Consider the following 15,687-nt stretch of genomic DNA (forward strand, 5'->3'; position numbering starts at 1 on the left):
ATTTAAATATAAATTTTCTTTTTCTGATAGATAAAATAATAGATTTTTGGTAATTTTAACACCTAAAAGATGTTAACTAGACTTTTATGAAGGTTATTTACATTTTATTTTTTGTTTCTTTAACAATGACACTAAATGGACAAAATGGAGATTCAATATCAATACAACAAATTGATAGTTTGATTAGCGTTTGTCGTGAATTAGCCTCAAAGAATGCCTTTGAAAAGGCAATGGAAATAATTGGAGTTGCTGAGAAATTAAGTATAGAACGATTCGGAAAATTATCAGCGACATATGGATCTTGTTGTTTTAATAAAGGTAGAATTTACTATTTGCAAAGTAATTTGTCAGAAGCGGAGAAATGGTATATAGAAGCTAAAGATATCAGAGCAAGTACTATAGGCAAAAACCATCCGGATTATGCCTGGAGTTTGATTAATTTAGGCAGTTTATATAAAGATCAAGGCAAATTTATAGACGCAGAAAAATATTATATTGAATCTAAAACAATAAGAGAAAATTATTTTGGAAATCAACATCCGGATTATGTAAACAGTCTTAATAATTTAGGAATTTTATATTGGCAAACAGGGCAATACAGTAAAGCTGAACAAGTTTGGACGGAATGCAAAATCATTAGAGAACAAACTTTAGGAAAAGACCATCCTGACTATGCATGGAGTCTTTTTAATTTAGCTGTTTTATTTCGTGATCAAGGAAATTACATACCAGCGGAATCGCTTACTTTACAATGTATTGCAATTCAAGAAAAGAATGTGGGAAAAATCCATCCTTCATATGCAGCAGCAATAAATGGTTTAGCACTTCTATATTATTTGATGGGAAAGTATGAAAGGGCTGAACCACTTTATAAAGCATCCTTAGAAATTCGAGAAAAAACAGTTGGAAAAGAGAATGCTGAATATGCTTGGAGTCTCAACAATCTTGCAAATTTGTATGTAGCATTGTGTGAATATGATCGAGCTGAAATATTAATGATTGAATGTAAAAAAATTAGAGAAAAAGTATTAGGAAAACAACACTCTGATTTTGCAGCAAGCTTAAATAACCTAGGAATATTGTATATTTCAATGGGTAGATTTACTAAAGCAGAAGAACAATTTCTTGAATGTAAATCTTTAAGAGAACAATATGAAGGAAAATTGCATCCTGAGTACGCTAATGTTTTGACAAATCTAGCAAGTCTTTATAAAAGTATAAGGAAATATGAACAATCAGAAAGTCTGTTGTTAGAGACTATTGAAATTCGAAAAAAAGTTTTAGGTACAGACCATCCTGATTATGCAATCAGTCTATTTAATCTGGGTGATTTATATAAATCAAATGGAAATTTTGAGAAAGCTATGGCACTAATATTTGAATGTACAAGAATATGGAAAGAAAAATTGGGCAATCAACATCCAACGTATGCTACAGGAATTCTCAACTTAGCAGATTTACATTTAGCTATTGCACAATTTGATAACGCAGAAAATTTATACAAAGAAGCAAAAATAATATTTGAAAAAGTTATTGGCAAAGAACATTTGTCTTATGGATTAAATATAATTAATCTTGCAGAATTGTATGAAAAGTTAATGCGGTATTCTGAATCAGAACAATTACTTAAAGAACATTTTTCATTGCAACAAAAGCAGCTATTAAACGGAATTTCTTATCTTTCTGAAAATGAACTCACAAGTTATTTAGCAATACTAAAAGATAAAGATAATAAGGTTAGTTCTATGATGTTTAGAAGGAATTCAGATATCCATCAAAATCATCCTAGCGTGATGGCAGCATTGATATATGATCAAACACTTTTCTATAAGGGTTTTGTATTATCATCAGTTGCTCGATTAAAAAAGCTTTCAAAAATGACATTAGAGGCGAATGAAATTAGTGATTTATTAAAAAGTAAGCAACGACTTCTAGCAAAAGAATATTCCAAACCCATATTGGAAAGAAACAAAGTCAACAGTTTAGAAGAAGAAGCTAATACCTTAGAGAAAGAACTTTCACGAACAATTGCAGGTTACACAGAAACGAAGCAATTGGTTACTTGGAATGAAGTTCAGGCAGCATTAAAGCCAGGAGAACTTGCTTTAGAATTTGTTTCTTTTAAAATAAATTTTCCAGAATCAACAGACAGTACTTTTTATGCTGCCTTAATAATTAAACATGGAGATAATCAGCCACTTTTTATCCCATTATTCGAAGAAAAATCTCTTGACTCTTTATTGAATTCTAAATCAGAACGCAAAGCTGATTATGTAAATAGTTTATACACACTTGCTGATCGCGGTGCAGTCACTTTAGAAACGCCCAAAAAATCTTTGTACGAGATTCTTTGGAAACCCCTTGAAAAAGAACTGGCCGGAATCAAAACCATTTATTTTTCTCCAAGCGGGTTATTGCTTAGAATTAATTTAGATGCGATTCCCATTTCTGAGACCGAAACGCTAGCCGATAAATATCAATTGATCGAATTAAACAGTACTCGTCAATTAGTCGTTCCAACACAAATAAAAAATGGAAATAACGATGCCATTTTATATGGTGGCATTCAATTTGAACAAGACAGTATTATTCCTAACAATGAACCCTTAGTCGCTTCGCGATCGAGAGGATTATTGTCATTTAATTATGTTGATTCTACTTTAAGAGGTGGCACTTGGAATTATTTGGCAGGCACAGAACGTGAAGTGAATACCATTGAAAAAATGATGCTGACAAGCGGAATACAAACCAAATTAAAGAAAGGATATGATGCCTCAGAAGATTCATTTAAAAATATAGGTGCAAATAATAATCCATCCCCTAGAATATTACATATAGCAACGCATGGATATTTTTTTGCAGATCCGAAGGAAAGTCATCAGTCATCAGTCATCAGCCGTCAGGAGGAAATCGTGTTCAAAATGTCAGAACATCCGATGCTGAGATCGGGATTAATTATGGCTGGAGGAAATGCAGCATGGCAAGGAAAACAAACATTGGAAGGAAGAGAAGACGGCATTCTTACGGCTTACGAAATATCGCAAATGAATTTATTGAATACAGAATTAGTGGTGCTGTCGGCCTGCGAAACCGGATTGGGAGACATCCAAGGCAATGAAGGTGTGTATGGTTTACAACGTGCATTTAAAATTGCTGGCGCAAAATATTTGATCATGTCTTTGTGGCAGGTACCTGATAAACAAACTTCATTGCTGATGACAACTTTTTATAAGAAGTGGCTGGAAGATAAAATGACGATACCGGATGCATTTCATGCGGCACAAAAAGAATTGCGGGAGATTGGATTGGATCCTTATCAGTGGGCGGGTTTTGTGTTGGTGGAGTAATACAATTACAAAAATTGAAATAAGGTTTAATGAAATATTTTTTGTTTATTTTAAATATCTTTTGTTTAAGCACTACCTCAGCCCAGCAGGTTGATTCCCTTGTAATTAAACAAGTGGACAGTCTCATCCAGGTATCCCGTGACCTCACTGCCAAAAAAGATTTTAACAAGGCACTAGAAGTGAATGAAGCCGCCGAGAAACTGGCCCTCGACAAATTGGGTAGAGCGTCAGCTGCATATGGAAGTTGCGCTTTCAATCGGGGCAGGGTCAATTACTTTAAAGGAAACAATCAGGAAGCAGAAACCTGGTATCTCCAATCCCAATCCATCCGTGAAAAAGTGCTCGGCAAGGAGCATCCCGATTTTGCTTGGTGCCTGAACAACCTAGCAGTTCTTTACTGGGACATGGGGTACTACGAAAAAGCGGAACCACTTTACCTCGAAGCGAAAGATATCTGGGAAAAAACCCTTGGTAAGGAACATCCCCATTATGCAATGATCATGAATAACCTGGCTCTGTTTTACAGGAGAAGGGGCAACTATGAAAAAGCCGAGACCTTTTATTTGGAAGCCAAAAACATCTGTGAAAAAGTTTTGGGCAAGGAACATCCCGATTATGCTGAGAGCCTCACCAATTTGGGTATTCTTTACTCAGATATGGGCAACTATGAAAAAGCCGAGACCTTTTATTTGGAAGCCAATAACATCTGCAAAAAAGTTTTGAGCAAGGAACATCCCATTTATGTATGGAACCTGGAAAGCCTAGCAATTTTGTACTTTGATATGGCCAACTACGAAAAAGCAGAACCCTTATTCCTAGAATCAAAAGACATTAAGGAAAAGTTATTGGGCAAAGAAAATCCTAAATATGCCTTAACTTTACATAACCTCGCAAATCTTTACACTGATAAAGGCAATTACGGAAAAGCAGAACCCCTTTACCTCGAAGCGAAAGACATCCGAGAAAAAACCCTTGGTAAGGAACATCCCGCATATGCCAATTGTCTTAACAACCTGGCTTCCCTTTACTTTGAATTGGGCAACTACGAAAAAGCGGAACCGCTGTATCTTGAAGCCAAAAGCATAAACGAAAAAGTCTTGGGCAAGGAAGACCGTACTTATGCCTCAAACCTGAACAACCTTGCAGTCCTTTACAAGAACATGGGGAACAACGAAAAAGCAGAATCCCTTTACCTCGAAGCGAAAGATATCCGCGAAAAAACCCTAGGCAAGAAATATCCTGATTATGCAATGAGCCTTAACAACCTAGCTTCCCTTTACTTTGGTTTGGGCGCCCATGAAAAAGCGGAACCGCTTTACCTCGAAGCGAAAGACATTTGGGGAAAAACCCTTGGTAAGGAACATCCCCTATATGCATTGTGTCTAAACAATCTGGCGGATGGTTACAAGGATATCGGCAACTACGAAAAAGCAGAACCGCTTTACCTCGAAGCGAAAAACATCCGCGAAAAAGTCCTGGGGAAGGAACATCACGCGTATGCCAGTAGTCTGAACAACTTGGCTGATTTGTATGAAAGACAAACCAGATTTTTAGAAGCCGAACTCCTGCTTTTAGAATTACTAACCCGATCTCAGGTCACAATGGTCAATGCCACGACCTTTCTTTCCGAAGCAGAACTTACTAAATATACACATGCATTTCAAAACAGTGGAAATGAATTGATTGCATACATCATTGCACGCCATTCTATTGAAGCAGAACTTGGTATTCTACCCAACCTGGCTTATGACCATGCCCTGTTTCACAAAGGTTTCCTCTTGACCGCCGCTTCCAGACTGAATGCACCTTCTATGACTTCAGCTGAAACCATGGAAATCAATTTTCGACTAAAAGGCTATCGTCGCAGACTCTCTGCTGAATACACCAAGCCTATTGCCGAGCGCAAAGGAATCGCCGAACTGGAAGAGAAGGCCAACGCGTCAGAAAAGGAACTTGCCCGATCTGATGCAGGTTATGCTGACGCCATCCGACAAGTTAAATGGAAGAATGTGCAAGCAGGATTAAAACCATCCGAAATTGTAATCGAATTTGTTCATTGTAAGCTTGATTTTCCCAAGAATACAGATAGTATTTTGTATGCAGCATTGATTCTTAAATCCGGAGATCTGCAACCAAAATTTATCCCGCTTTTTGAAGAAAAGTCTCTTGACTCTTTATTGAATTCAAAATCAGAACGCAAAGCAGATTATGTCAACTCTATATATACACTTGCTGATCGAGGTGCAGTAGCAATTGAAATGCCCAAGAAATCATTGTATGAAATATTGTGGAAACCTTTTGAAAAAGAATTGACTAATATAAATACGATTTATTTTTCACCAAGCGGATTATTGCATAGAATTAATCTGGATGCCATTCCGATAAATGAAACGGAAACATTAGCGGATAGATATAAACTCATTGAACTAAATAGTACTCGCCAATTGGTCATTCCCATTCAAATGAAAAATGTCAACAACGATGCTGTTTTGTATGGTGGTATTCAATATGAACAAGACAGTATGTTTCAAAACAATGAACACATGATGGTTACATTATCCAGAGGAGAATTGTCTTTTAATAATGTGGATACAACATTGAGAGGAGGTAGCTGGACTTACCTTGCTGGCACAGAACGCGAAGTGAATGCAATCGAAATAATCATGCAAACATCGGGAGTTCAAACCACTTTGAAAAAAGGATATCAAGCCACAGAAGAATCATTCAAAAATATAGGTGCAAATAATTCAGCTTCTCCTAAAATATTACACATCGCTACCCATGGTTACTTCTTTCCCGATCCAAAAATAAATAAGGAATCTTTATCCAATTCAGAACCTGTATTCAAAATTTCCGATCATCCTATGTTGCGAAGTGGGCTGATCATGGCAGGAGGCAATGTAGCATGGCAGGGGAAGCAAATATTAGAAGGTAGAGAAGATGGAATATTGACAGCATATGAAATCTCGCAGATGAATTTATCCAATACAGAATTGGTTGTATTGTCAGCCTGTGAAACAGGTCTTGGAGAAATACAAGGTAATGAAGGTATTTACGGATTACAGCGTGCTTTTAAGATCGCTGGAGCAAAATATTTGATTATGAGTTTGTGGCAGGTTCCAGATAAACAAACATCATTATTGATGACGACATTTTATAAAAAATGGTTGGAAGAAAAGATGAATATTCAGGATGCCTTTCATGCGGCGCAGAAAGAATTGCGCGACAATGGTTTGGATCCTTATAATTGGGCGGGGTTTGTTCTTGTGGAATAAACTTAACTTATGTTTTCATTCGTACTCTTCATTGTAGCGAGGTGCCGACGCTGACGGTCGGTATGCTGACAAGCAGAGCTTCGTCAGCATTTGTGTTGGTGGAGTAAAAATACTCCTTCTCCGTCAATGGAGTTTTCAATTTTTAATACATCTGCAACTAAATCCATGATTTTTTCCCCAATCGATTCTACTGATACCGTCAAAGCTCCCCTTAAGCGTTATTGCTTTTGCACTTCCAGCGAGGGAGCTCTCATCCGAAGACCAAAAATCTGTTTCAGTACCCTCAAAAATAAATGATCCGTTGGCTTGTCTTCTGCCAGCAGGCAATGCACTGAAGCCACTTTCATTGCTTGCATGTATGGTTCCACTCCATAATGGATCAATTTTTCTAAGCGCAATGGATGCAAGTGAATCATTTTTCAAATGTTTAAAAAGCGTTTCCCATTCTGCCATACTTGGTATATGCCATCCTTGAGGACAAAGATTGCCTGAATTTACAGCATACCAATTATAGAGTTTTCTGTATCTGGGTCCATTGGCAGGATCATTGTTGTAATAACACCATGCGGGAGTTGTAGCGGAAGCCCATTCCATTGGATCAGTAATTTTTGGAATACCTGTTTCAATATTTAGGTTGGACATTAACCAGCATTGGGTACCGATGGTTACTATATCATAAAGATTGTTTTCTGCGTCGTTCACAGCAGTAAAACTACCGCAACCATTGCCAGAAGCCTTGGTGAATGAGTAGCTTTCATTGGCAGTGCATGAGTTGGTAAGGTCGGTAACCGTTACAGAATAAACGCCAGATTCAAGTACACTTATTCTTGGTAAATTGCCAATGCCATTTGACCATTTAAACTCGTATGGTCCCAAACCATTTTCCGGATTTGCAACCAACTGATCTGAACCTTCCTGGGTAATTGTTACTTTGAAGGAGTTGCATTCATCTTCTAACGGCTTTCTAACAATACATGACAAGAAAATACAAAACATGCTCAATGTAATAAATAAATGATATGATGCTGTTTTCATTTTAACTTATTTATCTTTTTGAATAACGGACAATCAAATATATATAATTATTACTGAATTCAAAAAAATACGAAAAAGATAATAGGAAATTCCAATTCGAGTAAAAGTCAAAATGTATTTGAAGAATAAGTTATTTTTAGCGTCCAGATCAGTCAATTTTCAGTTTGCAATACAATTTGCAAAAGTTACCATCTACATTATGTAGTGGAAATTTTCAGAAATAGTGAAAACGAGTGAGATGAATAGTGAAATAAGATATGCATGTATTTTTTGTATTTTTTTGCCGATGAAAAAAACCAATGGATGGCCATACATTGGTTTCAAAATATAATTGGAAGTATTGATATCAGAAAGCAATTGGACATTCTTTTCTTTTAATTTCAAACGGTCAAATCTGTTGAGAATATCTTGTCGTAATTGGAACCATTAGTGGGGTAAATCGTTTTTGTTGTCAAATATATCAGGTCTTTTAGGTCAGACGAGTATGCGTTTTTTCATAAGTAAACCATCATTTTTTGGGTACTTTCAGACCAATTAATTAATTTAATTTCAAATCAAAACAGGAGTAAAAAATTGTTTGAGCTTGGCAATAGTAAGGATGGAAATATATTTAAAAGTTTCGGGAAAAATTCATGTCAAGAAAAGAAGTGGTTAAAAAACATTTTTATGATAATATTAATACCCAATATATCATGTAAAAGAGTTTTGTCAACTTTAATATTTACAATAAAGTGAAAAAAATTAATGAAGTTAAAACTGTTGTCATTAAATGGAATAGGCAATGGTACTTCCATTTTAGTAAAAAAGACTTTAGTCAAATTTTTACTATAGACAAGGTTGAAGTTATCATGGTCAGTAGATAGTATGAATTATTAGGGAAAATTCAAAATCGCTGGAGCCATAAATCTGATTATGAGTTTGAGGCAAATTCCCAACAAACAAACTTCCTTATTGATGACTACTTTTTATAAAAAATGGTTGGAAGAAAAAATGATTATTCCTGAGGCATTTCATTCGGCACAAAAAGAATTAAGAGATCAGGGATTGGATCCGTATCAATGGGCGGGTTTTATATTGGTGGTGTAAATTACCTCATTCTTCGCTATCATTCTCACTCTGATTTTTGGCGGGATGCCGACGCTGAAGGTCGGCATGCTGACAAACTATGGCTTCGTCAGCATTTTTCTGGTTGAGTAAAATTGAATATTGAAAAATGTTTGTTGAATATTGGATAATGAAAAAATAATCAATGTTAAATTATATTATTGCACTTTGTCACAGAAATTTAAATCCTTGTTTGTTGATGGGTAGACATGCCGGTAATATTTTAGCATTGCATTTTTAAAATAAAAGTTTATTTTTAAGGGCAAAATACCTTCCTTGATGAAATACGGATATCTATTTTTTATTGCATCAACCCTAACTAGCGTTGCTGCCCAATCGGTTGATTCCCTTTCTATAAAACAAGTGGACAGCCTCATTAAAGTTTCCCGAGAACTAACTGCACAGAGAGACTTCGAAAAAGCACTTGAGGTCAGTGCTGTGACTGAAAAGCTAGCGTTGGAAAAATTTGGGTGGGTGTCAGCTCCATATGGCAGTTATTGTTTCAATCGGGGTAGAGTCAATTATTATAAAGGGGATATGCAGGAAGCTGAGAAATGGTACCAGGAATCCAAAGCCATTCGGGAAAAAGTGCTGGGAAAGGAGCATATTGATTATGCCTGGAGTCTGAACAACCTTGCAATCCTTTATATGGATATGGGCAACTACGGAAAAGCCGAGCCACTATTCCTTGAATCCAAAGCTATCCGTGAAAAAGTGCTGGGAAAGGAGCATCCCGATTATGCAGCAAGTCTGAACAACCTCGCAAACCTTTTTCGGTATATGGGCAAATATGAAAAAGCCGAACAGCTGTACCTTGAATCCAGTGCCATCCGTGAAAAAGTGCTGGGAAAGGAGCATCCCGATTATGCCCAAAGTCTGAACAACCTCGCAGCCCTTTACTGGCATATGGGCAAATATGAAAAAGCTGAACCGCAGTATCTTGAATGCAAAGCCATCTGGGAAAAAGTGCTGGGAATGGAGCATCCCGGTTATGCTCTATGCCTGAACAACCTCGCAGGACTTTACTGGTCTATGGGCAACTACGGAAAAGCCGAGCCCCTATTCCTTGAATCCAAAGCTATTCGTGAAAAAGTGCTGGGAAAGGAGCATCCCGATTATGCAGCAAGTCTGAACAACCTCGCAGCCACTTACAATGTCTTAGGTAACAACGAAAAAGCTGAACCGCTCTACCTCGAATCAAAAGCTATCTCGGAAAAAGTGCTGGGAAAGGAGCATCTCGATTATGCAGCAAGCCTTAGCAACCTTGCAATACTTTACAAGAATATGGGCAACTACGAAAAAGCTGAACCACTCTTTCTAGAGACCAAAGGGATATATGAAAAGACTATGGGCCTTGAACATCCGGGATATGCCCAAGCCCTGAATAATCTGGCAAACATATATTTCTATCTAGGCAAATATGAAAAAACCGAACCGCTGTATCTTGAATCCAAAGCTATCCGTGAAAATGTGCTTGGAAAAGAGCATCCCGATTATACCAGTAGCTTGGAAGACCTGGTGGATTTATATGAAAGACAAAGTCGATTTTCTGTATCTGCGCCATTACTTGCAGAAAAGTTCGCACTGGATCAAGCTAGACTGTCGAAAGCAATCACATTCCTTTCGGAACGGGAACTGGCGAGTTATATGGCCACTTTTCAAACCCAGGGAAACAATTTGGGAGCCTATATCCTCGTTCGTCTTGGGCAAAGAGCAACCGGTGCGGAAGTTGGTGAACATGGAATCCTGCCAGCTCTGGCTTTTGACCATGCCCTTTTTTACAAAGGCTTCCTGCTTACAGCCGCCACTCAGATAAATACATTGACGAAGCAATCACCAGAAACAAAAGAAATCAGCCTTAACCTCAAAAGTTACCGCCGCCGCCTTGCAGCCGAATATGCCAAACCCATTGCCGAGCGAAAAAATGTAACCGAACTTGAAGAAAAAGCCAATACCTCTGAAAAAGAACTAGCACAAGCTGTTGTTGGCTATGCAGAAACAAAGCGGCAGGTAAAATGGAAAGAGGTCATGGCTACTTTAAAAAAGGAGGAAGCAGCCATAGAGTTTGTTTCTTTTAAAGTGAATTTTCCTCGTAAGACAGATAGCATCATTTATGCCGCTATGCTTTTAAAACCGGGAACAAAACAACCCGAATTCATCCCGCTCTTCGAAGAAAAATCGCTGGATTCATTATTGCATAGCAAATTAGAACGCAAGGCAGATTATGTAAATAATTTATACACCATTGCTGATCGTGGTGCAGTTGCTATCGAAGCTCCCAAAAAATCCCTTTATGAAATTCTTTGGAAACCATTGGAGAAAGAATTAACCGGAATCAAAAAAATATATTTTTCTCCAACAGGTTTATTGCTTCGAATAAACCTTGATGCTATGCCAATATCCGAAACAGAAACCCTGGCCGACAAATACCAATTGATAGAACTAAACAGCACTCGACAGTTGGTCATCACCAATCAAATCAAAATTGCGAATAATGAAGCAATGCTATTTGGTGGAATACAATTTGAACAAGATTCTTTGACTGCTATCAATGAACCAATTTTTGCTTCAAAATCAAGAGGAGAATTATCATTTAATTACATTGATAGTACGCTTAGAGGTGGCAGCTGGAATTATCTAGCAGGAACAGAACGCGAAGTGAATTCCATTGAAAAGATCATGCAAGTGGCAGGAGTCAAAACCACTTTAAAAAAAGGATATAGCGCATCAGAAGAATCCTTTAAAAATATCGGTACAAATAATAATCCATCTCATAGAATATTACACATAGCAACGCATGGATATTTTTTTACTGATCCAAAGGAAAGTCATCAGTCATCAGTCATCAGCCGTCAGGAGGAAACCGTGTTCAAAATCTCCGACCACCCTATGTTGCGTTCCGGATTGATACTGGCTGGAGGCAATGCAGCATGGCAAGGAAAACAAACAATGGAAGGAAAAGAAGATGGAATACTCACGGCGTATGAAATATCGCAAATGAATCTATCTAATACAGAATTAGTAGTATTATCAGCTTGCGAAACAGGTCTGGGAGATATTCAAGGGAACGAAGGTGTATATGGCTTACAACGCGCATTCAAAATTGCAGGAGCGAAATATCTCATCATGAGTTTGTGGCAAGTTCCTGATAAGCAAACATCGTTACTGATGACTACATTTTATAAAAAATGGTTGACAGATAAAATGACAATACCTGATGCATTTCATGCGGCGCAAAAAGAATTACGTGATCTTGGTCTGGATCCTTATCAATGGGCAGGATTTGTTTTGGTGGAGTAAGATATAATTCAATCTAAGCTGAAAACAGTAAATGATTTTAAAGCTAAATAAATTAAATACAAGCAAATTATATACTATATTTAATTCTACCTTTGGCCATTATAATAAAGACTTATACAGGAACATTCAAGAATGCATTCTGGTTTTATTGCTAATATAACATAAACCATTATCATATTTGATTTGTAATAATAAAATTAAAATAATTCAGAAGCATATAAAAAATATATTTGAAATGAAATTACAGATGATTATTTTTTTAACTTATTTTTTACAAATAGGATATTCACAAATTGATACAAATGCTGTAATGGCTCAATTGGATAGTCTTTTTGAAGTTGCTCAAGCAAGTTCACAATCGGGTGCATTCAGTGATGCTTTTATTATTCTAGATAAAGCGGAAAAGACTACAATTGAAATATTTAGTAAAGAATCAGCATATTATGGAGATGTTTGTTTTTTTCGTGGAATAGTCTATAAAAGTAAAAATGAATTTGATAAAGCTGAAAAATGGTTTTATGAAGCCAAAGCAGTACAAATTAAAGTACTTGGGGAAGGGCATCCATATTATTCAGCCACCATCAATACATTGGGAGCTTTGTATGTTGAAAAGGGTGACTTTATAAAAGCTGAAGAAAAGTTATTGGAAGCAAAACAACTTAAAGAAAAATATCAAGGTAAAGAAAATGAAGGCTATGCTGTAGTACTTAATAATATTGGTAGTTTTTATCAGTATATAGCGAATTACGAAAAGGCCGAGAAGGTACTTTTGGAATCAAAAGAATTATATGAAAAAATTCTAGGAAAAGAGTTTGATACATATGCTAGTGTGATGAATAATTTAGGAGGGCTTTATACTGAAATTGGTAAATTTGAAAAATCTGAGGCATCATATCTGCAAGCTGCAACAATCAGAGAAAAATTATTTAGTAAAAACAGTCCAGGATATGCTATAGTAATGGATAATATTGCAAAAATGTACCAAATCATGGGTAATTATGAAATGGCTGAAAGTAAATTTTTGGAAGCATTAAATATTCGTAAAACGACTATCGGTTTGAGTCACCCTGATTATGCTATTAGCTTAAACAATTGCGCTACTTTATTTAGACAAATGGGTAAATATGACGAAGCAGCCTCGTATTTATCAGAAGCAAACGAAATATTAGAGAAAACTTTGGGTAAAGAAAGTGATTGGTATTGTTCCATACAACAAAATATCATCACAATTCAAGCACGTAAAGGAAATTATCTAAAAGCTATTGAAATGCAAATGGAACTCAATAAAATTTGGGAAAAAATAGCGGGCTCAAAAAGTCTTAAATATTCAACAGCGCTTACATTACTTGCTAGCTATAATTTAAATATTGGAAATTTAGAAGTTGCTGAAAATTATTTCAAGGAAGCAGCTTCAATAGAAGAAAAAAAATTCGGAAAAAATCATTTTTCTTACGCTACAAATTTGAGCTATTTAGCTGCATTGTATATGGAAAAAGGGGATTATGAAATGGCTAAATCATTACAATTGGAATCTAATCAGATTACCGACCATGTTTTCGGAAAGGAAAATATTTCTTATGCTTCAGGAGAATTTGATTTGGCATTGATTTATGAGAAATTAGGACAGACTGCAAAATCTGCAGCATTATTTGCAAATTCTTCAAAAGCTACTTGTAATAATATTCTAAAAGGATTGCATCATCTAACGGAACAAGAGATGAATCAGTATATTCAAACATTTGCTACAATGCAAGCATCAATTTTAAACTTTGCACAAAGTACCACAAATGATACAGCCATTGCTCAAATTTGTTTTGATAATTCACTTTTTTTTAAAGGATTTTTACTCAATGCATATAATCAAAAAAAACATGTACAATTATCTAATCCGTCAAGTCAAGAGCAATTGGACCAACTAAAATCTTTTAGTCACCTTTTGGCAAAAGAATATGCTAAACCTATTGACAAAAGAAATGGAGTAAAAGAATTAGAAGAAAAAAGTAAGATTCTTGAAAAAGAAATAGCGCGAATCAATAAAGAATATGGTCAGACTATGAAGCAAGTGACGTGGCAGGAAGTTCAAAAACAGCTTGAACCAGGAGAAATAGTTCTAGACTTTGTGCAATATAAAAAACATCCAAAGAAAATATCAGATACCATTATTTATTCTGTGTTATTACTTAAAGCTGGAAATGATTACCCACAATTAATTCCTTTATTTGATAAAAGCCAACTTGTCAATTTGTTATCTAAAAATAAGGATACGAAACAGGTGGATCAATTATATGCAAGTCGTGGTATTAAACAAAACTCAATTGTTTCATTAAAAAATACATATCAATTGATTTGGCAACCTTTGGATTCTATGCTCTTAGGTGTGAAGAAAATATTTTATTCTCCAACCGGTCTTTTGCATCGTATTAACTTTGACGCTATTCCTTTAAATGAAGCCCTTCATCTATCAGATAAGTATGAATTAGTCAGATTAAGTAGTTTGCGTACCATTGCTATACCAGATTTATCAAATAATGAATTAAATTACAATGCGATATTATATGGTGGTATAAATTTCGATCCAAAAGACACACAGGAATTATTAGTTATTAATTCAGTACAATCTAACGAAAATAATGAAAAATTGAAAAACTTAAGTGACTACCAAAATTCATTAATATCTTTTAGACGTGGTATTCAACTTCAAGGAAACAATTGGAATTATTTGCCAGGTACTGAAAAGGAGTGTAATGCAGTATCAGGTATTTTAAATAGATCTAAGTTTGTTACAAATTTTTTGAATGGATCAATGGCAACAGAGGAAACATTTAAACTTATTGGAACAAATGAATTATCACCAAAAATATTACATATAGCCACGCATGGATTTTTCTTTCCGGATCCAAAGGAAAGTCAACAATCGTCAGTGGTCAATCCACAGGAAGAACCTGTGTTTAAAATGTCAGATCATCCGATGATTCGTTCTGGATTAATATTGGCTGGAGGAAATTACGCATGGAAAGAAGGTAAACCTTTTAAAGAAGGCATGGAAGACGGAATTCTTACAGCTTACGAGATTTCACAAATGAATTTATCCAATACTGAACTTGTCGTTCTGTCTGCATGTGAAACAGGACTTGGAGATATTCAAGGCAATGAAGGTGTGTACGGCCTGCAGCGAGCTTTTAAAATAGCTGGCGCCAAATATCTCATGATGAGTCTATGGCAAGTACCAGATGAAGAAACCAAAGAATTTATGATTAGCTTTTATAGAAATTGGTTAAATGAAAAGTTAAGCATTCCAGAAGCATTTAGAATAGCTCAAAAAGAGATGCGGGAGAAATACAGCAATCCATATTTATGGGCGGGATTTGTGTTGGTGGAGTAAGAGTAAATAAATAATTAGATTTGGTGCTGACGCAAACGGTCGGCATGCTGATAAAATTTTAGGCTTTGCCAGAATTTGTTCTGATGGTATGAATAGAATTCCGTCGCATATTTCTATTTAAATGGTTAACTATATTCATTTTTAATGTTCAATATTTCATTCAATGTTTGGAAAAAAATTGATTGAATCGAATTCACAACGAATCTTTCATAACCCAGTGAACTCAATTTAGTGTTTAGGGTCA

Annotated in this window: 6 protein-coding genes; 5 read left to right on the forward strand and 1 reads right to left on the reverse strand. The window is 35.8% G+C overall.

What is annotated here, in order from left to right; translation table 11 throughout:
* Positions 1 to 86: 86 nt before the first annotated feature.
* Together IPK88_06410 and IPK88_06415 are read left to right on the forward strand one after the other, a co-directional pair.
* Positions 87 to 3,347: a tetratricopeptide repeat protein gene (locus IPK88_06410; GenBank protein ID MBK8243036.1), complete on the forward strand. Its 3,261-nt coding sequence runs from the start codon at positions 87 to 89 to the stop codon at positions 3,345 to 3,347.
* A 29-nt stretch (positions 3,348 to 3,376) separates the two neighbouring features.
* The gene (locus IPK88_06415) at positions 3,377 to 6,622 is read left to right on the forward strand and encodes a CHAT domain-containing protein (protein ID MBK8243037.1); all 3,246 of its coding nucleotides are present in this window, start codon (positions 3,377 to 3,379) and stop codon (positions 6,620 to 6,622) included.
* 135 nt (positions 6,623 to 6,757) lie between these two features.
* On the opposite strand, the gene IPK88_06420 is transcribed toward IPK88_06415, so the two are convergent.
* Positions 6,758 to 7,657 (reverse strand): fibrobacter succinogenes major paralogous domain-containing protein, encoded by a 900-nt coding sequence (locus tag IPK88_06420; protein ID MBK8243038.1) that lies wholly within the window; start codon positions 7,655 to 7,657, stop codon positions 6,758 to 6,760.
* Between the two features lie 912 nt (positions 7,658 to 8,569).
* On the opposite strand from IPK88_06420, the gene IPK88_06425 reads away from it, so the two are divergent.
* The 3 genes from IPK88_06425 (at position 8,570) to IPK88_06435 (ending at position 15,443) form a co-directional block, all read left to right on the forward strand.
* Positions 8,570 to 8,743 (forward strand): CHAT domain-containing protein, encoded by a 174-nt coding sequence (locus tag IPK88_06425; protein ID MBK8243039.1) that lies wholly within the window; start codon positions 8,570 to 8,572, stop codon positions 8,741 to 8,743.
* Between the two features lie 297 nt (positions 8,744 to 9,040).
* Positions 9,041 to 12,061, forward strand: a complete 3,021-nt coding sequence (locus tag IPK88_06430) for a tetratricopeptide repeat protein (GenBank protein ID MBK8243040.1) — start codon at positions 9,041 to 9,043, stop codon at positions 12,059 to 12,061.
* A gap of 235 nt (positions 12,062 to 12,296) precedes the next feature.
* Positions 12,297 to 15,443 (forward strand): CHAT domain-containing protein, encoded by a 3,147-nt coding sequence (locus IPK88_06435; protein MBK8243041.1) that lies wholly within the window; start codon positions 12,297 to 12,299, stop codon positions 15,441 to 15,443.
* Positions 15,444 to 15,687 lie beyond the last annotated feature (244 nt).

It is taken from the genome of Candidatus Defluviibacterium haderslevense (assembly GCA_016712225.1).
Taxonomy (GTDB): domain Bacteria; phylum Bacteroidota; class Bacteroidia; order Chitinophagales; family Saprospiraceae; genus Vicinibacter; species Vicinibacter haderslevensis.